The organism is Enterobacter asburiae, from assembly GCF_007035645.1.
Lineage (GTDB): Bacteria > Pseudomonadota > Gammaproteobacteria > Enterobacterales > Enterobacteriaceae > Enterobacter > Enterobacter asburiae_B.
In genome coordinates this window covers 2,934,157-2,954,392 of record NZ_AP019632.1, presented here as the reverse complement: position 1 = coordinate 2,954,392, position 20,236 = coordinate 2,934,157, and the positions used below count along the sequence as shown (strand labels likewise).

Sequence of the window (20,236 nt, the reverse complement as noted above, 5' to 3'; positions counted from 1 at the left end):
AACACTTGTCCACCCTTATGGGGGGATATCTATGTTACCTGCCATCCGCTATCAGACAAGTAAATTTCGCAGTCAAAAGAGAAGAATTGAGAAATAAATAATAAGAAGGGAGCCATAAAGGCTCCCGTAAGCGCTTAACTGGCTTTTTTGATCAAGGGGAGGTCGAACGCTTTGCGCAACGCGCGGACAAACGCTTTGTCATGGCAGATGGTTTTACCCGGGCTGTCGGAGAGTTTCGCCACCGGCTTGCCGTTACATTCCACCAGTTTGATGACGATATTCAGAGGTTTTACCTGAGGAATATCGCAGGTCAGACGGGTACCAATCCCGAAGCTCAGGTTCACACGGGTGTTGAAATGACGATAGAGGTCGACCGCTTTCGCCAGGTCGAGATTATCCGAGAAGACCAGCACCTTGCTCATCGGGTCAATGCCGAGTTTTTCGTAATGGGCAATGGCTTTCTCGCCCCATTCAACCGGATCCCCGGAGTCGTGCCGTAATCCCTGGTAACGTTCAGCGAACTCGGGACCAAAGTCGCGCAGGAAAGCATCCATCGTAATACAGTCGGTGAGGGCAATTCCGAGCTGATTCGGGTACTCTTCAAGCCATGCGGCCAGCGCCGCGCGCTGGCTGTTAGCCAGATCGGGGCTGATCTGCTGATGCGCCTGGAACCACTCGTGTGCCTGGGTGCCCATTGGCGTCAGGCTGAGGCGGCGTGCCAGATCGTAGTTGCTGGTGCCCACGAACCACGGCTCCTGCTGCAGACGTTTAACGATGGCCTCCTGAACGTCACGCGAGAAACGGCGACGCGTGCCAAAGTCCATCAGGCGGAAGCGGGACAAGTCCAGCCCTTCGGTCAGCGTGGAGAAGGCTGCGAGTTTATTTTCCAGCGCGGCGACCGCCTGCTCGACGCCTTTTTCCGGCGAACGGTAGCGGTGAGCCAGTTCACTGATCACCGCCAGAAGCGGCACTTCCCACATGATCACTTCCCGCCACGGACCTTCAAGGCGAATATCCAGCTTGCCATTATCGTTAACCACGCTGACCTGCTCCGGCTTATAGCGGAAATCGCGCAGCCAGTTCAGGTAGTCGGCTTTGAAGAAGGGCAGGCCAGAAAGCCACTGATATTCCTCGTCCTGCAGCGTCAGATGCTGCATAGCATCGACCTGTTCACGAATGGCGTCTGCGTAGATACCGAGCAAGTCGTCGCCACGACAGCGGAATTCCGCCGCGACGTGAACGTCATAGTAATGGTGGAAAACGGCTTGCTGCATATGCAGTTTATACGCGTCGGTATCCAGCAACGTATGCAGAACTGGAGAAGCGAATTGAGTCATAGGTGCGCAGTAGCATCCTCTCACAGGAGCGTTTAGTACAATAAACAACTCCGGAGTATACCTTGTTTAGTGATTTATTGAACCCCGATCACAACATAAGCGCGTTTTATGGTCGAGGGCATTTTGTGCCCCGTGTTATACAAATGTAGCAAAAAAAGGTTTTGACCCTGAAAAGATGAACATTCTGCATAGCGCGATTTGCGCAACAGGAATATATTGAAACGTTACTCGACAAACGATGCATAAGGTTTTCTATGACACAACAGCCACAAGCCAAATACCGCCACGACTACCGTGCGCCGGATTACCTGATTAGCGAAATCGATCTGACTTTTGACCTGGATGCCACTAAAACCGTTGTCACGGCGGTGAGCCAGGTGACGCGCCATAGCGCAACTGCGGTGCCGCTGCGTCTGGATGGTGAAGACCTGACGCTGGTCTCCCTGCATATTAATGATGAAGCCTGGTCAGACTATAAAGAAGAAAACAACCAGCTGGTCATCGACAACCTGCCGGAACAGTTTACGCTGCGCATCGTGAATGAAATCAGCCCGGCCGCCAACACCGCGCTGGAAGGGCTTTACCAGTCGGGCGTGGCGCTGTGTACCCAGTGTGAAGCGGAAGGGTTCCGCCACATAACCTGGTATCTCGACCGTCCGGACGTCCTGGCGCGCTTCACCACCAAAATCATCGCCGATAAAACCCTGTATCCCTTCCTGCTCTCTAACGGTAACCGCGTAGGCGAAGGCGAGCTGGAGAATGGCCGTCACTGGGTGCAGTGGCAGGATCCCTTCCCGAAACCGTGCTACCTGTTTGCGCTGGTGGCGGGGGACTTCGACGTGCTGCGCGACACCTTCAAAACGCGCTCAGGCCGCGAGGTGGAGCTGGAGCTGTTTGTTGACCGCGGCAACCTTGACCGCGCGCCGTGGGCGATGACCTCCCTCATCAACTCCATGAAGTGGGACGAAGAGCGCTTCGGCCTCGAATATGACCTCGACATCTATATGATCGTCGCCGTCGATTTCTTCAACATGGGCGCAATGGAGAACAAAGGCCTTAACGTCTTTAACTCCAAATACGTGCTGGCGCGTACCGATACCGCAACGGACAAAGACTACCTTGATATCGAACGCGTTATTGGCCACGAATATTTCCACAACTGGACCGGTAACCGCGTCACCTGCCGCGACTGGTTCCAGCTGAGCCTGAAAGAGGGCCTGACCGTCTTCCGCGATCAGGAATTCAGCTCCGATCTGGGTTCACGCGCGGTGAACCGCATCAACAACGTGCGTACCATGCGTGGCCTGCAGTTTGCGGAAGATGCCAGCCCAATGGCGCACCCGATCCGCCCGGATAAAGTCATCGAGATGAACAACTTCTACACCCTGACGGTGTACGAGAAGGGTGCTGAAATTATCCGCATGATCCACACCCTGCTGGGCGAGGAGAACTTCCAGAAAGGGATGCAGCTGTACTTCGAGCGTCATGACGGCAGCGCGGCCACCTGCGACGATTTTGTGCAGGCTATGGAAGATGCCTCTAATGTCGATCTCTCTCACTTCCGCCGCTGGTACAGCCAGGCCGGGACGCCGGTTGTCACCGTCAAAGACGATTACAATCCGGAAACCGAGCAGTACACCCTGACCATCAGCCAGCGCACGCCGCCGACGGCGGAGCAGGAAGAGAAATATCCGCTGCATATTCCGTTCAGCATTGAGCTGTACGATAACGAAGGCAAAGTCATCCCGCTCCAGAAGGGCGGCCACCCGGTGCACCACGTGCTGAACGTGACCCAGGCCGAGCAGACCTTTATCTTCGATAACGTCTACTTCCAGCCGGTGCCTGCGCTGCTGTGTGAATTCTCCGCGCCGGTGAAGCTGGAATACAAGTGGAGCGATCAGCAGCTGACGTTCCTGATGCGTCACGCGCGTAACGACTTCTCCCGCTGGGACGCGGCGCAAAGCCTGCTGGCGACCTACATTAAGCTCAACGTAAACCGTCATCAGCAGGGCCAGCCGCTGTCGCTGCCTGTCCATGTGGCTGACGCGTTCCGCGCGATCCTGCTGGATGAGAAGATTGACCCGGCCCTGGCCGCTGAAATTCTGACCCTGCCGTCAGCGACTGAAATCGCCGAGCTGTTTGACATCATCGACCCGATTGCCATCGTGGCGGTGCGTGAAGCGTTGACCCGTACGCTGGCTGCAGAGCTGGCCGATGAGTTCCTGGCTATATATAACGCCAATAAGCTTGATGCTTATCGCGTTGAGCACGCGGACATTGGCAAACGTTCTCTGCGCAATACCTGCCTGCGCTATCTGGCGTTTGGTGAAACCGAGCTGGCGAACACTCTGGTGAGCAAGCAGTACCACGAAGCGGATAACATGACCGACGCCCTGGCCGCGCTGGGTGCAAGCGTTGCCGCTGAACTGCCGTGCCGTGATGCGTTAATGCAGGAGTACGACGACAAGTGGCATCAGGATGGCCTGGTGATGGACAAATGGTTCATCCTGCAGGCGACCAGCCCGGCGGCCGATGCGCTCAGCAACGTGCGCAGCCTGCTGAAGCATCGCTCCTTTACCCTGAGCAACCCAAACCGCGTGCGTTCTCTGATTGGCGCGTTTGCCAGCAGCAACCCGGCCGCGTTCCACGCCGAAGACGGCAGCGGGTATCAGTTCATGGTGGAAATGCTGACCGAGCTGAACAGCCGTAACCCGCAGGTGGCGTCGCGCCTGATTGAGCCGCTGATCCGTTTGAAACGCTACGATGCGAAGCGTCAGGCGAAGATGCGTGCCGCGCTTGAGCAGCTGAAAGGGCTGGAGAACCTGTCTGGCGATCTGTACGAGAAGATTGCTAAAGCCTTAGCGTAATAAAAAATTGCCCGGTGGGCAGGTAAAAGCAGAACGGCAACCTCGGTTGCCGTTTTTAGTGTTTTCTCCCCGTGGGAGAGGGCCGGGGTGAGGGCATCAGGCATTAGCCTTGGCTCGCTGTAACTCCGTCCCCCCGCGCTTCATCACCCGATCCAATACCTCAGCTTCCAGCTCCGCCAGCCTTGCCGAGCCCACGCGGCGAGGGCGCGGAAGATCCACCGTCAGATCCAGACCTATTTTCCCGTCCTCTATTAACAGCACCCGGTCAGCCATCGCGACGGCCTCGCTCACGTCATGCGTCACCAGCAGTACCGTAAAGCCGTGCGCCTGCCAAAGGGATCCAATCAAATCCTGCATTTCGATCCGCGTCAGGGCGTCGAGCGCGCCGAGCGGTTCATCAAGCAACAGCAGGCCCGGACGGTGAATCAACGCCCGCGCCAGTGCCACGCGCTGCTTCTGCCCGCCCGAGAGGGCGGCAGGCCATTCACCCGCACGATTTTCCAGCCCAACGGCGGCCAGCGCCTGGCGGGCTTCATCCCGCCAGCTGCCCTTAAGACCGAGCCCGACATTGTCGATAACCGTTTTCCACGGCAGCAGGCGTGCATCCTGAAACATCATGCGGGTATCGTCCTGAATATTCGAAAGCGGCGTCGTTCCTGCCAGAATGTCACCGCCGTTGGGGGCTTCCAGTCCGGCCAGAAGACGTAGCAGGGTACTCTTGCCGCCGCCGCTGCGCCCGACAACGGCCACAAATTGTCCGGCGGGAATATGCAGATCCAGCCCGTTAAGAATGGTGTTTTCGCCGTAGCGTTTGGTCACGCCGTTCAGCAGTAACGGCGTTCCCTGGTTCAGTCGTGCAGTATTCATGCTTTCGCCTCCTGAAGGGTATAGGCCGGGTTCCAGCGCAGCCAGCTGCGCTCCAGCCACTGGGCGCTGACGTCGGCGAGCTTGCCGAGCAGGGCATACAGAATGATGGCAACCACCACCACGTCCGTTTGCAGGAATTCGCGGGCGTTCATCGCCAGATAGCCAATGCCTGAGTTGGCCGAGATGGTCTCCGCCACAATCAGCGTCAGCCACATCAGGCCGAGCGCAAAACGCACCCCGACCATAATGGAGGGCAGGGCGCCCGGCAGAATCACGTGAATAAAGAGGGAAAAACCCGATAAGCCATAGCTGCGCGCCATCTCCACCAGACCGCGATCGATATTGCGGATGCCGTGCCAGGTGTTGATGTAAATCGGGAACAGTGTGCCCAGCGCCACGAGGAAGATCTTGGCGCTCTCTTCAATCCCAAACCACAGGATAACCAGCGGGATCAGCGCCAGATGCGGCACGTTGCGCAGCATCTGAATGGAGGTATCCAGCAGCCGCTCGCCCCAGCGGGAAAGGCCGCTGATCAAGCCCAGAACCAGACCGATGCTGCCGCCGATGGAAAACCCAATCACGGCGCGCCAGGAGCTGATCGCCAGATGCTGCCACAGCTCGCCGCTCACGCTCAGCGACCAGAACGCTTCTACGACGCCCTCCGGAGAGGGCAGAATGCGGCTCGACAGCCAGCCGGTGGACGACGCGAGCTGCCAGAGAGCCACAATGCCGACGGGTAAAAACCACGGCGCGGCGCGCAGCAGCCATTTTTGGGAGGTGGCAGCCATGGTCGCTCCTTAGCTCTGCGCGGCTTTGCGTGGAATAAACTCGTTCGCTACGGCTTCGCCCTGGAGCTGAAGCCGCTGCGGCTGCGGAATTTCCGGAATGGCAACATCCAGATGCGGGAATAACAGCTCGCCCACCTTGTACGCCTCTTCCAGATGCGGGTAACCGGAGAGAATAAAGCTGTCGATACCCAGGTCAGCGTATTCATTAATCCGGGCGGCTACGGTCGGACCGTCGCCGACCAGCGCCGTGCCCGCACCGCCGCGCACCAGGCCGACGCCCGCCCACAGGTTCGGGCTGATCTCCAGGTGCTCGCGCTTGCCGTTGTGCAGGGACGCCATTCGGTGCTGTCCGACGGAGTCGGTTTTGGCAAACGCGGCCTGCGCCCTGGCGATGGTCTCATCGTCCAGATGGGAGATCAGGCGGTCAGCGGCCTGCCAGGCTTCTTCATTGGTTTCACGCACGATCACGTGCAGGCGAATGCCGAAGCGCACCTTGCGCCCATGGGCGGCCGCTTTAGCGCGTACCTGGGCAATTTTTTCTTTCACCAGCTCAGGCGGTTCGCCCCAGGTCAGATAGAGATCGACCTGTTCTGCCGCCAGATCCTGGGCTACGTCCGACGATCCGCCAAAATAGAGCGGCGGTCGCGGCTGCTGTACCGGCGGGAAGTAGAGCTTCGCGTCACGAACGTGAATATGCTTGCCTTCAAAGGTGACGGTTTCACCTTCCAGCAGACGTCGCCAGACGCGGGTGAACTCGGCGGAGGCTTCGTAGCGCTCGGTATGGTCGAGGAACACCCCATCGCCCGCCAGCTCCTGCGGATCGCTGCCCGTCACCAGGTTAAACAGGGCGCGACCGTTGGACAGCCTGTCCAGCGTTGCCGCCTGACGCGCCGCCACGGTGGGGGAGACCACGCTCGGGCGTAAGGCAACCAGGAACTTCAGACGCTGGGTGACCGGGATCATCGACGCGGCGACCAGCCAGGCATCTTCACATGAACGTCCGGTCGGGATCAGCACTCCGGTGAAACCGATTCGGTCCGCCGCCTGCGCAATCTGCTGCAGGTAGCCGTGGTCAACCGGGCGCGAGCCCTCTTCTGTACCAAGATAGTGTCCATCACCGTGGGTGGGTAAAAACCAGAAAAGATTCAGACTCATGATTTAGCTCCTTCTTTGCCTGCGGGCTGCCAGATGCGTTCGCGAATAGTGACCTGTTTTGGCACCAGGTGGTTTTGATAGAAAAGGTCAGCCGTTTGTTGCTGAAGCGCGGCGACGTTCGCGTCCACGGGCGTAATGGTGGTCGGCGGACGGTGGTTGAGATAGCTCGCGATCACCGGCTCAGGTAAGCCCATGGTTTTCGCCAGCAGGGCAATGCTCTCCTGACGCTGGGTCTGGGTCAGCGCATCGGCCTGGGTAAAGGTATCCAGTACGCCCTGAATAAATGCGCCGTTCTTTTCCGCATAAGGACGCGCGGCCAGATAGAACGAGCCGGTCTGCTTCAGCGTGGTACCGTCTTTCAGCACGCGAACGCCGCCCTGCAGCAATGCGGCGGAGTAGTACGGATCCCAGATGGCCCAGGCATCAACGTTCTTCTGCTGGAACGCGGCGCGCGCGTCGGCAGGCGTCAGGTAAACGGGCTGAATGTCAGTGAACTTGAGTCCGGCTTCCTGCAGGGCACGCAGCAGCAGGTTGTGCGAGCTGGAACCTTTCTGGAAAGCCACTTTATGCCCTTTGAGGTCGGCGACGCTTTTAATGTCGCTGTTTTCAGGCACCAGAATCACTTCGGCCTTCGGTTTGGGCGGCTCAACGCCAACATAGACGAGGTCCGCTCCCGCCGCCTGGGCGAATATCGGCGGAATATCACCCGTGCTGCCGAGATCGATACTGCCGACGTTCAGGGCCTCCAGCATCTGCGGGCCAGCCGGGAACTCCACCCAGGAGAATTTGGTGTCCGGGAAGCGTTTTTCCAGCAGCTGGTGGCTTTTCGCCAGCACCATGCTGACGCTGCCTTTCTGATAGCCAATGCGCAAACTTTCCGGAGCCGCTTCTGCGGCATGGGCCAGCGTGGTAAGCGCCATCAGACCTGCCAGTCCGATGCGGGTTAACGTTTTAAACATGTGCGACTCCTTGAGGCTGACCAAACGCCGGGGCCTGGATATCCCTGCGGTGCAGGGCATGCCAGAAGGTTTCCAGGGCAGTATCGAGGCGGGTTTGCAGGTTCGGCGTAAAATGAGGCTTATGTTGATAATCGATAACCTGGGAGTCATCTGCGAAAACGCCGTGGAGGATCTCCTGCGCTTTCAGCGCGTTCAGCACCGGCTTCAGGGCATAATCCACGGCCAGTAAATGGGCAACCGTACCGCCCGTTGCCAGCGGCAGCACGACTTTGCCGTCCAGGGCGCGCTCCGGAAGCAGATCGAGCAGGGTTTTCAGTGCCCCGGAAAAAGAGGCTTTATAAATAGGTGTTGCCACAATTAAGCCGTCAGCGCCGTTAAGCTGCTCGATGAGCGTTTTTAGCGCTGGGCTGTCGAAGCGGGCGTAGAGCAGATCTTCAGGTTCGAAGTTATGCAGGTTCCAGTGGCACACTTCCACATCCAGGGCATTGAGTTTTTCGCGGGCATATTCCAGCAGGGCGCTGGAGCGCGAAGGGAATCGTGGACTTCCGGCCAGGGTAATGACGCGCATACTTCCTCCTTATAACCAATTGTTTGCTTTTATCTAACATTCATAACAATTTTCAGGAGTGTGACACCGCGCGGTTATTCCACTAAATGATTTATCTGCAATTAAAATGCGAAAAAGTGCATAAGAAATAGACGGGGAGGTAAACGATTGCGTTTTACGCTGATTTTTTGCCGCAGGTCAATTCCCTTTCGCGCGTGGATCGCCCATAATCCCCTCCCGGTTTGCACACCGGGAATCCAGGAGAGTTCATGTACTACCCCTTCGTTCGTAAAGCCCTTTTCCAGCTCGACCCTGAGCGCGCTCATGAATTTACATTCCAGCAATTACGTCGTATTACCGGAACGCCGCTGGCCGCTCTGGTGCGTCAGAATGTGCCGGAAAAACCTGTGCAGTGCATGGGTCTGACCTTTAAGAATCCGCTGGGTCTGGCGGCCGGTCTGGACAAAAATGGCGAGTGCATTGATGCCCTGGGCGCGATGGGCTTTGGCTCCATTGAAATCGGTACCGTCACGCCGCGCCCGCAGCCGGGAAATGACAAGCCGCGCCTGTTCCGCCTGGTTGAAGCCGAAGGGCTGATCAACCGCATGGGCTTTAATAACCTCGGTGTTGATCACCTGGTGGAGAACGTAAAAAAAGCCCATTTTGACGGAATATTAGGCATCAATATCGGTAAAAATAAAGACACGCCGGTAGAGCAGGGTAAAGATGACTATCTGATTTGTATGGAAAAAGTCTACGCCTATGCCGGTTATATCGCGGTGAATATTTCTTCACCCAATACTCCGGGTCTGCGTTCCTTACAATATGGCGAAGCGCTGGACGATCTTCTGAGTGCCATTAAAAATAAACAAAATGAACTCCAGACGATCCACCATAAATATGTTCCGGTCGCGGTTAAGATCGCCCCGGATCTTTCTCCTGAAGAATTGATCCAGGTTGCCGACAGTTTGGTTCGCCATAATATTGATGGTGTTATTGCGACCAATACCACTCTCGATCGTTCCCTAGTGCAGGGAATGAAAAACTGTGACGAAGCGGGTGGGTTAAGTGGACGTCCGGTGCAATTAAAAAGCACCGAAATTATTCGCGCCCTGTCTGCAGAATTAAAAGGACGTCTGCCGATTATTGGCGTCGGCGGCATTGACTCAGTGATTGCTGCGCGCGAGAAGATGGCGGCAGGTGCGTCACTGGTGCAAATCTATTCCGGCTTTATTTTTAAAGGACCGCCGCTGATTAAAGAAATCGTTACTCATATCTAATCTTTTCTCTTAATCAGACAACCAGGGCTTTATTTCCAGCCCTGGTTGTTTTATATTCCGTCACTGTTGCTTATTTAGTCATTATAGTCTTTTATTAATGGTGTTATAAACGAGGCGGCAAACAGGACATTTTTAGTACAGGACGTTTGGGGACGGGAGAGACACATGCGAATTAAACCTGACGATAACTGGCGCTGGTATTTTTGCGACGAGCATGACCGAATGATGCTCGATTTAGCCAATGGCATGTTGTTTCGTTCTCGTTTTGCCCGCCGAATGTTAACCCCGGATGCATTTTCCCCGTCGGGCTTTTGCGTTGACGATGCGGCGCTTTATTTCTCTTTTGAAGAAAAATGCCGCGATCTGGTGCTCTCTAAAGAGCAGCGTGCCGAGCTGGTATTAAATGCGCTGGTGGCTATCCGCTTCCTGAAACCGCAAATGCCAAAAAGCTGGCATTTTCTTGCGCATGGTATGAGCTGGACCCCGGCAACGGGTGATGCGGCCAGCGTCAATCTGAGCGATACCGCAGAAGAGGTGAGCCTGCTGGTGGTTGAGCCAGGTGAAAATGCTGCGCTCTGCCTGCTGGCACAGCCCGGCGTTACCATTGCCGGGCGGACGATGCAGCTTGGCGATGCCATTAAAGTGATGAATGACCGGCTGAAGCCGCAGCTGCGCGTAGATTCCTTCAGCCTTGAACAGGCGGTTTAAGCTTCCAGCTGTACGGACGTTTTCGGTATGCAGCTACAGCACAGAATTGTGCCGTCATTTCCAATTGCCGATTTTTTCAGCGCACTAACCTCTCCATCCACCAGCCTGATGCGGCAGCATCCGCAAATGCCTGCGCGACAGGAATAGGGTACGCGAATACCTGCCTGCTCCAGTTGCTCAAGTAATACCTGCTGGTTGTTGCCACGGATGACGTTGCCCTGCCAGTGAATATCTACCGCAGAGGCGGCATTCGTCACAACGTCGACCATTTCTTCTTCCTGACCTGAGCCGTACGCTTTTGCAGGTCCTCGGGCAAGAATTTCTACCTCATCACCGACGCGGATTGCGCCGCTGGAGCGAGGGATCAGGTTCTGGCCGAAATCCACATCGCCGTTATCCTGTGCGGTGCGGAACGACTGCAGCGTCTTCAGCGGTTCGCCGGAAGGGTGCTTCTGGCCTTTCTCAGGGCTCACCGTGGTGAAAATGCAGCGGCTGCAGGGTTTTACGACATCAAAGATGACGCTGCCGATGCGGATCACTTTCCAGGTGTCTTCTTCCCAGGCGTCGGCACCCGTAACCACCAGGTTCGGACGGAACTGTTCCATCTGAACGCTGGCCTTGCTGCGGCCTTGTAAATCACGCAGCGAGGCTTCGTTAGTCAGCAGGAATGGGAAACCATCGGCGAAGGAGAGGGGAACGGCGTCGTGGCGCTTCACGCGACGCGTCGGTTCAGGACCTACCCAGCGCAGCTGCACGTCGCGGGAGAAGAAACCGCTCAGCCAGCGGTTAATCTCATCCGGGGCGATGCGCGCGGTAAAATGATTGCCCCACACTTCCGTTGGCGCATCGACAGGCGCAAAATCAGCAAAGCGAATGACCGCGCTGGAACCGTCCGGCGCGGTAAGGTGCAAACCGTCATGAAGCGGGGAAGGGGTAAAGCGAACCATCTGCGGGAACTGGCGTGCGGTGATGAACGTGCCGTCAGGCTCGGTGACCATAAAAATACGATCGAAGGCGAATCCGCTCATGTCGGCCAGCGCGTGAGAGACGCCGATGCCGCGCATGGATTTCACCGGATGAATAAAAAGCCTGGATAACGTCGCCACTGCACACTCCCACAAATGAAAATAAGCCTTCAACTTTATGACATACACGCCATATTAGCTATAATGCGCGACAATTTTCTAAGAGTAAAAGTGACGATATGAATTCTCTGTTTGCCAGTACGGCCCGTGGGCTGGAAGAGCTGTTAAAAACTGAACTGGAAAGCCTGGGCGCGCAAGAGTGCCAGGTGGTTCAGGGTGGTGTCCATTTTGAGGGCGACACGCGGCTTATTTACCAGAGCCTGATGTGGAGCCGTCTGGCGTCGCGCATCATGCTGCCGATGAAGGAGTGCAAGGTCTATAGCGACCTGGACCTCTATACCGGCGTACAGATGATCGACTGGACAGAGATCTTCACGCCCAATGCCACCTTTGCGGTGCATTTCAACGGCGTGAACGACGAGATCCGCAACAGCCAGTACGGTGCCCTGCGCGTAAAAGACGCCATTGTGGACTGCTTCACGCGTAAAAATAAGGAACGTCCGAACGTCGATCGCGAAAATCCGGATCTGCGTATTAACGTCTGGCTCAACGGTGACACGGCGAGTATTTCTCTCGATCTGAGCGGCGCGGGCCTGCACCTGCGCGGTTACCGAGATCGTACCGGTATGGCGCCAATTAAAGAAACCCTGGCTGCCGCTATTGTGATGCGCTCCGGCTGGCAGCCGGGCACGCCGCTGCTCGATCCGATGTGTGGTTCCGGTACGTTGCTGATTGAAGCGGCCATGCTGGCAACCGACCGCGCGCCGGGCCTGCATCGCGGTCACTGGGGCTTTAAAGGCTGGGCGCAGCACGACGAAGCGCTCTGGAAAGAGGTCAAAGATGACGCGCAAACCCGCGCGCGTAAAGGTCTGGCGGAGTACACCTCCCACTTCTACGGTTCGGACAGCGACCCGCGCGTAATCGAACGCGCGCGCAGCAACGCCCGTCGCGCCGGTATCGGCGAGCTGGTCACCTTCGAGGTGAAAGACGTGGCGAATCTGACCAACCCGCTGCCAAAAGGTCCGTACGGTACCGTGATCAGCAACCCGCCATACGGCGAGCGTCTGGACAGCGAGCCGGCGCTGATTGCCCTGCACAGCCTGCTGGGGCGCAATATGAAGGACTACTTCGGCGGCTGGAACCTGTCGCTGTTTAGCGCCTCGCCGGAGCTGCTGAGCTGCCTGCAGCTGCGTGCCGATCGCCAGTTTAAGGCGAAAAACGGCCCGCTGGACTGCGTGCAGAAAAACTACCATCTGGCGGAGAAAGCGGCGGACAGTAAGCCTTCCGGCGTGGCGGAGGATTACGCCAACCGCCTGCGCAAGAACCTGAAAAAATATGAAAAGTGGGCGAAGCAGGAAGGGATTGAATGCTACCGCCTGTACGACGCCGACCTGCCGGAGTACAACGTGGCGGTTGACCGCTACGCGGACTGGGTGGTGATTCAGGAATATGCGCCACCGAAAACCATTGATGCGCAAAAAGCGCGTCAGCGCATGCTGGACGTTATCGCGGCCACCATCGCCGTGCTCGGCATTGCGCCGAACAAGCTGGTGCTGAAAACCCGCGAGCGTCAGAAAGGAAAAAATCAGTATCAGAAGATGGGCGAGAAGGGTGATTTTATCGAAGTGGGCGAATACAACGCTCGCCTGTGGGTCAACCTGACCGACTATCTGGATACCGGCCTGTTCCTCGACCACCGTATCGCGCGTCGCATGCTGGGCCAGATGAGCAAGGGCAAAGATTTCCTCAACCTGTTCTCCTATACCGGCAGCGCGAGCGTGCATGCGGGTCTGGGCGGCGCGCGAAGCACCACCACGGTGGATATGTCCCGCACCTATCTGGAGTGGGCGGAGCGCAACCTGCGTCTTAACGGGCTGACCGGACGTCAGCATCGTCTGATGCAGGCCGACGTGCTGGGCTGGCTGCGTGATACTGACGAGCAGTTCGACCTGATATTTATCGATCCGCCGACCTTCTCCAACTCCAAGCGCATGGAGGATAGCTTTGACGTTCAACGCGATCACCTGCGCCTGATGACCGACCTGAAGCGCCTGCTGCGTAAGGGCGGTACCATTATGTTCTCGAACAACAAACGCGGCTTCCGTATGGATCATGACGGCTTAGCAGCCCTGGGACTGAAAGCACAAGAAATCAGCCAAAAAACGCTGTCTCAGGACTTTGCCCGTAACCGTCAAATTCATAACTGCTGGTTGATTACCGCGGCCTGAAAGGAAAAATAAATGTCTTTAATTAGTATGCACGGCGCGTGGCTCTCTTTCAGCGACTCGCCGCTTCTCGATAATGCAGAGCTGCATATCGAAGATAACGAGCGCGTCTGTCTGGTGGGCCGTAACGGCGCGGGTAAATCCACGCTGATGAAAATCCTCAACCGCGAACAGGGGCTGGATGACGGTCGCATCGTTTACGAGCAGGATCTGATCGTCTCCCGTCTCCAGCAGGACCCGCCGCGTCACGTGACCGGCAGCGTTTATGATTTCGTGGCGGAAGGGATCTCTGAGCAGGCCGAATACCTGAAGCGCTATCACGAGATTTCGCATCTGGTGATGACCGACCCGAGCGACAAGAACCTCAACGAACTGGCGAAAGTGCAGGAGATGCTCGATCACCACGGTCTGTGGCAGCTTGAAAACCGCATTAACGAGGTTCTGGCCCAGCTTGGTCTGGAAGCGGACATGGAGCTGTCGGCGCTCTCCGGCGGCTGGCTGCGTAAAGCGGCCCTGGGCCGCGCGCTGGTCAGCGGGCCGAAGGTGCTGCTGCTGGACGAACCGACGAACCACCTGGATATCGAAGCGATTGACTGGCTGGAAGGTTTCCTGAAAACCTTCAGCGGCACCATCATCTTTATCTCGCACGACCGTTCGTTTATTCGCAACATGGCGACGCGTATTGTCGATCTCGACCGCGGCAAGCTGGTCACCTATCCTGGCGATTACGACACCTATCTGCTGGAGAAAGAAGAAAACCTGCGCGTGGAAGAGCTGCAAAATGCGGAGTTCGACCGCAAGCTGGCGCAGGAAGAGGTGTGGATCCGCCAGGGCATCAAGGCCCGCCGTACCCGTAACGAAGGCCGCGTGCGCGCTCTGAAGGCAATGCGCCGTGAGCGCAGCGAACGCCGTGAAGTGATGGGCAGCGCCAAAATGCAGGTAGAAGAAGCATCCCGTTCCGGCAAGATTGTCTTCGAAATGGAAAACGTCAACTATCAGGTTGATGGCAAAGTGCTGGTGAAAGATTTCTCCGCCCAGGTGCAGCGCGGCGACAAAATTGCGCTTATCGGCCCGAACGGCTGCGGTAAAACCACGCTGCTGAAGCTGATGCTGGGGCAGCTGCAGGCCGACAGCGGCCGCATTCACTGTGGGACTAAGCTGGAAGTGGCCTACTTCGACCAGCACCGCGCGGAGCTGGATCCGGACCGCACGGTGATGGATAACCTCGCCGAAGGCAAGCAAGAGGTAATGGTAAACGGCAAACCGCGCCACGTGCTGGGCTATCTGCAGGACTTCCTGTTCCATCCGAAACGTGCGATGACCCCAGTCCGTGCGTTATCTGGCGGGGAGCGTAATCGTCTGCTGCTGGCGCGTTTGTTCCTGAAACCAAGTAACCTGTTGATTCTTGATGAACCAACGAACGACCTGGATGTCGAAACGCTGGAATTGCTCGAAGAACTGATTGACGGTTATCAGGGGACCGTGATGCTGGTTAGCCACGATCGTCAGTTCGTGGATAACACCGTAACCGAGTGCTGGATCTTCGAAGGTGAAGGGCGAATTGGACAATACGTAGGTGGTTATCACGATGCAAAAGGGCAGCAATCGCAGTCTCTGGCGCAGAAACAGTCAAAGTCCAAAATAAGTTCAGAACCTGCTGTAACAAAAGCAGAAACTGTCAAGAAAACCTCGGCTAAACTAAGCTATAACCTGCAGCGCGAACTGGAGGGGCTGCCGCAGCGTCTTGAAGAGCTGGAGGCCGCGCTTGAGGATCTGCAAAAACAGGTCGCTGATGCGTCATTCTTTACCCAATCGCATGACTATACTCAGAAAGTACTGGCTGAACTGTCCGCGGCTGAAAAAGCCCTGGAAGAAGCATTTGAGCGCTGGGAGTACCTTGAGTCTCTGAAAAACGGCGCATAGACAGGGATAACATATGTGTGACCAGCACCATGCCGACAGGCATATTTTATGCTCGCAATGCGATATGCTCGTGGCGTTGCCAGAGCTTGGTCACGGACATAAAGCCCTGTGTCCACGTTGCGGCGCAACGTTGACAACCGAGTGGGACGCGCCGCGGCAGCGTCCCACTGCTTACGCTCTGGCAGCATTGTTCATGCTGCTGCTCTCCAATCTCTTCCCTTTCATCTATATGAAGGTGGGAGGGATAACCAGCCAGGTGGATCTGCTTGAAATCCCGGGCGTGATGTTCTCGGAAGATTACGCCAGCCTCGGCACCTTTTTTCTCCTGTTTGTCCAGATAGTCCCGGCTTTTTGCCTGGTCGTTATCCTTTTGCTGGTCAACCGCGTCAGGATGCCCTCATCACTGAAAATCCGGCTCGCACGTATCCTTTTTCAGCTTAAAAGCTGGGGCATGGCCGAGATCTTTCTGGCGGGCATTCTGGTCAGTTTCGTGAAGCTCATGGCATACGGCGACGTGGGGATCGGCAGCAGCTTTATTCCGTGGTGCCTGTACTGTGTCCTGCAGCTGCGTGCTTTCCAGTGCGTGGACAGACGCTGGGCGTGGGATGATATCGCCCCGGCACCGACGCTTGCGCAAACGGTAAAAGTCGGCGTGCCCGGCATTCGTCAGGGGCTGCGTTCCTGCCCGTGCTGTACCGCCGTGCTGCCCGCCGATCTCGACGTTTGTCCGCGCTGCGAAACGAAGGGTCACGTACGCCGTAAAAATAGCCTTCAGTGGACGATGGCCCTGCTGGTCACCTCCATCATGCTGTATCTGCCAGCCAATATTCTACCGATCATGATCACCGATTTGCTCGGCGATAAAATGCCCTCGACGATCCTCGCCGGGGTGATCCTGCTGTGGGGCGAAGGTTCCTATCCTGTCGCCGGCGTGATCTTTATCGCCAGTATTATGGTGCCAACCTTAAAAATGATCGCCATCGCCTGGCTCTGTTGGGATGCGAAGGGTCATGGAAAACGCGACAGCGAACGCATGCACCTGATTTATGAAGTGGTCGAGTTTGTCGGACGCTGGTCAATGATTGACGTGTTTGTCATCGCCGTTCTCTCTGCACTGGTGCGGATGGGCGGTTTGATGAGTATTTATCCCGCGATGGGGGCTTTAATGTTTGCACTGGTCGTGATTATGACCATGTTTGCGGCCATGACCTTCGACCCTCGTTTATCGTGGGATCGTGAGCCTGAATCAAGCCATGAGGAAGAGTAAGAGCATGGAAAATAAGAGTGGAGAGGCGAAAGTGCAGAAGGTCAAAAACTGGTCGCCGGTGTGGATTTTCCCCATTGTGACCGCGCTGATCGGTGCATGGATCCTGTTTTATCATTACAGCCATCAGGGACCGGAAGTCACGCTGATAACCACCAATGCCGAGGGGATTGAGGGCGGTAAAACGACCATCAAAAGCCGTAGCGTGGACGTGGGCGTGGTCGAAAGCGCAACCCTGACCGACGATTTAACCCACGTGGAAATTAAGGCGCGCCTTAATGCCGGCATGGAAAAACTGCTGCACGGCGATTCCGTTTTCTGGGTCGTTAAACCGCAGGTGGGGCGCGAAGGGATCAGCGGCTTAGGGACGCTGCTCTCCGGGGCCTATATTGAACTGCAGCCCGGCACGAAGGGCAGCCAGCCTGGGCAATATCAGCTTCTCGACTCACCGCCGCTTGCGCCGCCTGATGCCAAGGGTATCCGCGTGATCCTCGACAGCAAAAAAGCAGGCCAGCTTACGGCGGGTGACCCGGTACTGTTCCGCGGCTACCGCGTCGGTTCCGTTGAAACCAGCACCTTCGATGCGCAAAAGCGTACCATCAGCTATCAGCTGTTCATCAATGCGCCAAACGATCGTCTGGTGACCAGCAACGTTCGCTTCTGGAAGGACAGCGGGATCGCGGTCGATCTTACGTCGGCGGGGATGCGCGTAGAAATGGGTTCCTTAACCACGCTGTTTGGCGGTGGGGTGAGCTTTGATGTGCCGGAAGGGCAGGATCTGGGGCAGCCGGTTGCCGAGAAAACGGCGTTCAGACTCTTTGACGATCAGCGAAGCATTCAGGACGCGCTTTATACCGATCACATCGACTTCCTGATGTTCTTCAAAGATTCCGTCCGCGGCCTGCAGCCGGGCGCGCCCGTTGAGTTCCGTGGTATTCGTCTTGGTACGGTTGGGCAAGTTCCGTTCTTTGTTCCGGGCCTGAGCCAGATGCTGGACGATGATTATCGTATTCCGGTGCTGATCCGCATCGAGCCGGAACGTCTGCTTAACCAGATTGGCGAGAATCAGGATATTGCCACCCATATCAGTCAACTGATGGACCGTGGTCTGCGAGGTTCCTTGAAGACGGGTAATCTGGTGACCGGTGCGCTGTATGTGGATATGGACTTCTACCCGAAAGCACCGCCGATTACCGGTATTCGTGAATTCGGTGGCTACAAGATCATCCCAACGGTGAGCAGCGGTCTGGCTCAGATCCAGCAGCGTCTGATGGAAACGCTGGATAAGATCAACAATCTGCCACTGAATCCGATGATTGAAGCGGCGACGAACTCTCTGAGCGAAAGCCAGGCAACGATGCGTCGCCTGCAAACCACGCTGGATAACATCAACAAGATCACTGCGAGCCAGAGCATGCAGCAGCTGCCGCAGGATATGCAGAAAACGCTACGTGAGCTGAACCGCAGTATGCAGGGCTTCCAGCCGGGTTCAGCGGCGTACAACAAGATGGTGGCAGATATGCAGCGTCTTGATCAGGTCTTGCGTGAACTGCAGCCGGTGCTGAAAACGCTCAACGAGAAGAGCAATGCGCTGGTGTTCGAAGCGAAAGATAAAAAGGATCCTGAGCCGAAGAGGGCAAAAGAATGAAAAAGTGGCTATTGATGGTTGGCGCTCTGCTGTTAACGGCGTGCAGTTCAGGGGTAGATAATAAAAGCTACTATCAGCTGCCTGTGTCTACCCACAGCGGTGGACAAAGCACGGCCAGCCAGGGAAACCGCCAGCTGTGGGTTGAGCAGGTTGCCGTGCCGGATTATCTGGCAGGAAACGGCGTGGTCTATCAGACCAGCGACGTTAAATACGTGATTGCGACGAACAACCTGTGGGCCAGCCCGCTGGATCAGCAGCTGCGTAACACGCTGGTGGCCAATCTGGGCAGCCAGCTTCCGGGCTGGGTTGTCGCGTCGCAGCCGCTGGGTAACGACCAGGATACGCTTAACGTCACGGTCACGGGCTTCCACGGCCGCTATGACGGTGCGGTGGTGATCAGCGGGGAGTGGTTGCTGAACCATCAGGGGCAGCTGATTAAGCGTCCTTTCCATCTGGAGCTGAAGCAGCAGAAAGATGGCTATGACGAAATGGTGAAAGTCCTGGCTCAGGGTTGGGCACAGGAGTCGGCCAGCATCGCGAGAGAAATTTCCCGTCTGCCATAAGTAAAATTCATCATCAAAAACCGCAGTTGGCCTGTCGCTGATTGCGGTTTTTTTTCGTTTTCACTTCAGATTGTTACTTGTGCCACGTCACAATTTTTGTACAAATGAACTTCCGGCTAGCTCACAAATATGACACCCGTATGAATTTTGAACATTGACGATGCGACTAATTCGGGGTATTCGTTATCTGTGCCTGTGCATTGAGTGCAGACACTGTTTTCTTTCCACCAGACAAAAGAATGAGGGAAACGAGGCATGAAGAGACAGAAACGAGATCGCCTGGAACGGGCTCATCAACGTGGTTATCAGGCCGGCATCGCTGGACGTTCTAAAGAAATGTGTCCTTATCAGACGATAAATCAAAGGTCACAATGGCTTGGAGGCTGGCGAGAAGCCATCGGCGACAGGGCACTCATAGCCTGATAACGTCTCTTTCAAAAAAGAAACCTCCGCAATGCGGAGGTTTCGCCTTTTTGGGGGTGCCAAAAGCACGATCAGAAAGCTGAAGTATCCTGGAACAGGCCAACTTTCAGGTCGCTTGCGCTATAGATCAGGCGACCGTCGACCAGCACTTCGCCATCTGCCAGGCCCATAATCAGGCGGCGGTTAACGATGCGCTTGAAGTGAATACGATAGGTCACTTTCTTCGCCGTAGGCAGAACCTGGCCAGTGAATTTTACTTCGCCCACGCCCAGCGCGCGGCCTTTACCTTCGCCGCCCAGCCAGCCCAGATAGAAGCCAACTAGCTGCCACATGGCATCCAGGCCCAGACAGCCAGGCATTACCGGATCGCCAATAAAGTGGCAACCGAAGAACCACAGGTCCGGGTTGATATCGAGTTCTGCTTCTACGTAACCCTTATCGAAGTTGCCGCCGGTTTCGGTCATTTTCACGACACGGTCCATCATCAGCATGTTCGGGGCCGGTAACTGTGGGCCTTTAGCGCCAAACAGTTCACCGCGACCAGAGGCAAGAAGATCTTCTTTTGTATAGGATTCGCGTTTATCTACCATGTTCTCA

At 56.3% G+C, this 20,236-nt stretch carries 17 protein-coding genes; 9 read left to right on the top strand and 8 right to left on the bottom strand.

Translation table 11 applies throughout. The annotated features are described in order from the left end of the window. Positions 1 to 134 precede the first annotated feature (134 nt). Positions 135 to 1,337 carry a nicotinate phosphoribosyltransferase gene (gene pncB / locus FOY96_RS14185; protein WP_033145108.1) on the bottom strand — a complete coding sequence of 401 codons (1,203 nt, stop codon included), beginning with the start codon at positions 1,335 to 1,337 and terminating at the stop codon, positions 135 to 137. A gap of 254 nt (positions 1,338 to 1,591) precedes the next feature. Here pncB and pepN point away from each other — a divergent pair, with 254 nt between their 5' ends. Next, positions 1,592 to 4,204 carry an aminopeptidase N gene (gene pepN / locus FOY96_RS14180; RefSeq protein ID WP_143347282.1) on the top strand — a complete coding sequence of 871 codons (2,613 nt, stop codon included), beginning with the start codon at positions 1,592 to 1,594 and terminating at the stop codon, positions 4,202 to 4,204. Positions 4,205 to 4,300: 96 nt separating this feature from the next. Here pepN and ssuB read toward each other — a convergent pair whose 3' ends face one another. From ssuB to ssuE, 5 genes are read right to left on the bottom strand one after another with little or no spacing between them, the layout of a single operon-like run. After that, positions 4,301 to 5,071, bottom strand: a complete 771-nt coding sequence (gene ssuB, locus FOY96_RS14175) for an aliphatic sulfonates ABC transporter ATP-binding protein (protein WP_032658179.1) — start codon at positions 5,069 to 5,071, stop codon at positions 4,301 to 4,303. Continuing rightward, complete coding sequence (gene ssuC, locus FOY96_RS14170; RefSeq protein ID WP_143347281.1) at positions 5,068 to 5,859, bottom strand: aliphatic sulfonate ABC transporter permease SsuC; 792 nt, start codon at positions 5,857 to 5,859, stop codon at positions 5,068 to 5,070. The genes ssuB and ssuC overlap by 4 nt, the downstream gene beginning before the upstream one ends. Before the next feature lie 9 nt (positions 5,860 to 5,868). After that, positions 5,869 to 7,014: an FMNH2-dependent alkanesulfonate monooxygenase gene (ssuD, locus tag FOY96_RS14165; protein ID WP_143347280.1), complete on the bottom strand. Its 1,146-nt coding sequence runs from the start codon at positions 7,012 to 7,014 to the stop codon at positions 5,869 to 5,871. Continuing rightward, a complete protein-coding gene (locus FOY96_RS14160; protein WP_143347279.1) occupies positions 7,011 to 7,973 on the bottom strand; it encodes a sulfonate ABC transporter substrate-binding protein in 963 nt (320 codons plus the stop codon). Before FOY96_RS14160 ends, ssuD begins: the two co-directional genes overlap by 4 nt. Further along, positions 7,966 to 8,541, bottom strand: a complete 576-nt coding sequence (gene ssuE / locus FOY96_RS14155) for an NADPH-dependent FMN reductase (RefSeq protein ID WP_023335146.1) — start codon at positions 8,539 to 8,541, stop codon at positions 7,966 to 7,968. The genes FOY96_RS14160 and ssuE overlap by 8 nt, the downstream gene beginning before the upstream one ends. 248 nt (positions 8,542 to 8,789) lie before the next feature. On the opposite strand from ssuE, the gene pyrD reads away from it, so the two are divergent. Together pyrD and zapC are read left to right on the top strand one after the other, a co-directional pair. Then, on the top strand, positions 8,790 to 9,800 hold the full coding sequence (pyrD, locus tag FOY96_RS14145) for a quinone-dependent dihydroorotate dehydrogenase (RefSeq protein WP_023311019.1): 1,011 nt from the start codon (positions 8,790 to 8,792) through the stop codon (positions 9,798 to 9,800). Positions 9,801 to 9,965: 165 nt separating this feature from the next. Beyond that, positions 9,966 to 10,508, top strand: a complete 543-nt coding sequence (gene zapC / locus FOY96_RS14140; protein WP_023311020.1) for a cell division protein ZapC — start codon at positions 9,966 to 9,968, stop codon at positions 10,506 to 10,508. On the opposite strand, the gene FOY96_RS14135 is transcribed toward zapC, so the two are convergent. Next, positions 10,505 to 11,614, bottom strand: a complete 1,110-nt coding sequence (locus tag FOY96_RS14135; RefSeq protein WP_143347278.1) for a YcbX family protein — start codon at positions 11,612 to 11,614, stop codon at positions 10,505 to 10,507. The genes zapC and FOY96_RS14135 overlap by 4 nt on opposite strands. Positions 11,615 to 11,712: 98 nt before the next feature. On the opposite strand from FOY96_RS14135, the gene rlmKL reads away from it, so the two are divergent. The 6 genes from rlmKL (at position 11,713) to rmf (ending at position 19,639) form a co-directional block, all read left to right on the top strand. Beyond that, positions 11,713 to 13,821, top strand: a complete 2,109-nt coding sequence (gene rlmKL / locus FOY96_RS14130) for a bifunctional 23S rRNA (guanine(2069)-N(7))-methyltransferase RlmK/23S rRNA (guanine(2445)-N(2))-methyltransferase RlmL (protein WP_039261606.1) — start codon at positions 11,713 to 11,715, stop codon at positions 13,819 to 13,821. A gap of 12 nt (positions 13,822 to 13,833) precedes the next feature. After that, the gene (locus tag FOY96_RS14125; protein WP_033145115.1) at positions 13,834 to 15,741 is read left to right on the top strand and encodes an ABC transporter ATP-binding protein; all 1,908 of its coding nucleotides are present in this window, start codon (positions 13,834 to 13,836) and stop codon (positions 15,739 to 15,741) included. A gap of 13 nt (positions 15,742 to 15,754) precedes the next feature. Next, complete coding sequence (pqiA, locus tag FOY96_RS14120) at positions 15,755 to 17,008, top strand: membrane integrity-associated transporter subunit PqiA (protein ID WP_023311024.1); 1,254 nt, start codon at positions 15,755 to 15,757, stop codon at positions 17,006 to 17,008. 4 nt (positions 17,009 to 17,012) lie between these two features. Continuing rightward, positions 17,013 to 18,653: an intermembrane transport protein PqiB gene (pqiB, locus tag FOY96_RS14115; RefSeq protein ID WP_033145117.1), complete on the top strand. Its 1,641-nt coding sequence runs from the start codon at positions 17,013 to 17,015 to the stop codon at positions 18,651 to 18,653. Beyond that, positions 18,650 to 19,216, top strand: coding sequence for a membrane integrity-associated transporter subunit PqiC (gene pqiC / locus FOY96_RS14110; RefSeq protein WP_033145118.1), 567 nt, complete (start codon positions 18,650 to 18,652; stop codon positions 19,214 to 19,216). The genes pqiB and pqiC overlap by 4 nt, the downstream gene beginning before the upstream one ends. A 255-nt stretch (positions 19,217 to 19,471) precedes the next feature. Then, positions 19,472 to 19,639, top strand: coding sequence for a ribosome modulation factor (rmf, locus tag FOY96_RS14105; protein ID WP_013097261.1), 168 nt, complete (start codon positions 19,472 to 19,474; stop codon positions 19,637 to 19,639). A 71-nt stretch (positions 19,640 to 19,710) separates the two neighbouring features. On the opposite strand, the gene fabA is transcribed toward rmf, so the two are convergent. Continuing rightward, complete coding sequence (fabA, locus tag FOY96_RS14100) at positions 19,711 to 20,229, bottom strand: 3-hydroxyacyl-[acyl-carrier-protein] dehydratase FabA (protein ID WP_008499931.1); 519 nt, start codon at positions 20,227 to 20,229, stop codon at positions 19,711 to 19,713. Positions 20,230 to 20,236: the final 7 nt, after the last annotated feature.

Excerpts from the sequence above, each read along its gene's own strand:
- pncB (WP_033145108.1), bottom strand. The coding sequence starts at position 1,337 with ATGACTCAATTCGCTTCTCCAGTTCTGCATACGTTGCTGGATACCGAC.
- pepN (WP_143347282.1), top strand. The coding sequence starts at position 1,592 with ATGACACAACAGCCACAAGCCAAATACCGCCACGACTACCGTGCGCCG.
- ssuB (WP_032658179.1), bottom strand. The coding sequence starts at position 5,071 with ATGAATACTGCACGACTGAACCAGGGAACGCCGTTACTGCTGAACGGC.
- ssuC (WP_143347281.1), bottom strand. The coding sequence starts at position 5,859 with ATGGCTGCCACCTCCCAAAAATGGCTGCTGCGCGCCGCGCCGTGGTTT.
- ssuD (WP_143347280.1), bottom strand. The coding sequence starts at position 7,014 with ATGAGTCTGAATCTTTTCTGGTTTTTACCCACCCACGGTGATGGACAC.
- FOY96_RS14160 (WP_143347279.1), bottom strand. The coding sequence starts at position 7,973 with ATGTTTAAAACGTTAACCCGCATCGGACTGGCAGGTCTGATGGCGCTT.
- ssuE (WP_023335146.1), bottom strand. The coding sequence starts at position 8,541 with ATGCGCGTCATTACCCTGGCCGGAAGTCCACGATTCCCTTCGCGCTCC.
- pyrD (WP_023311019.1), top strand. The coding sequence starts at position 8,790 with ATGTACTACCCCTTCGTTCGTAAAGCCCTTTTCCAGCTCGACCCTGAG.
- zapC (WP_023311020.1), top strand. The coding sequence starts at position 9,966 with ATGCGAATTAAACCTGACGATAACTGGCGCTGGTATTTTTGCGACGAG.
- rlmKL (WP_039261606.1), top strand. The coding sequence starts at position 11,713 with ATGAATTCTCTGTTTGCCAGTACGGCCCGTGGGCTGGAAGAGCTGTTA.
- FOY96_RS14125 (WP_033145115.1), top strand. The coding sequence starts at position 13,834 with ATGTCTTTAATTAGTATGCACGGCGCGTGGCTCTCTTTCAGCGACTCG.
- pqiA (WP_023311024.1), top strand. The coding sequence starts at position 15,755 with ATGTGTGACCAGCACCATGCCGACAGGCATATTTTATGCTCGCAATGC.
- pqiB (WP_033145117.1), top strand. The coding sequence starts at position 17,013 with ATGGAAAATAAGAGTGGAGAGGCGAAAGTGCAGAAGGTCAAAAACTGG.
- pqiC (WP_033145118.1), top strand. The coding sequence starts at position 18,650 with ATGAAAAAGTGGCTATTGATGGTTGGCGCTCTGCTGTTAACGGCGTGC.
- rmf (WP_013097261.1), top strand. The coding sequence starts at position 19,472 with ATGAAGAGACAGAAACGAGATCGCCTGGAACGGGCTCATCAACGTGGT.
- fabA (WP_008499931.1), bottom strand. The coding sequence starts at position 20,229 with ATGGTAGATAAACGCGAATCCTATACAAAAGAAGATCTTCTTGCCTCT.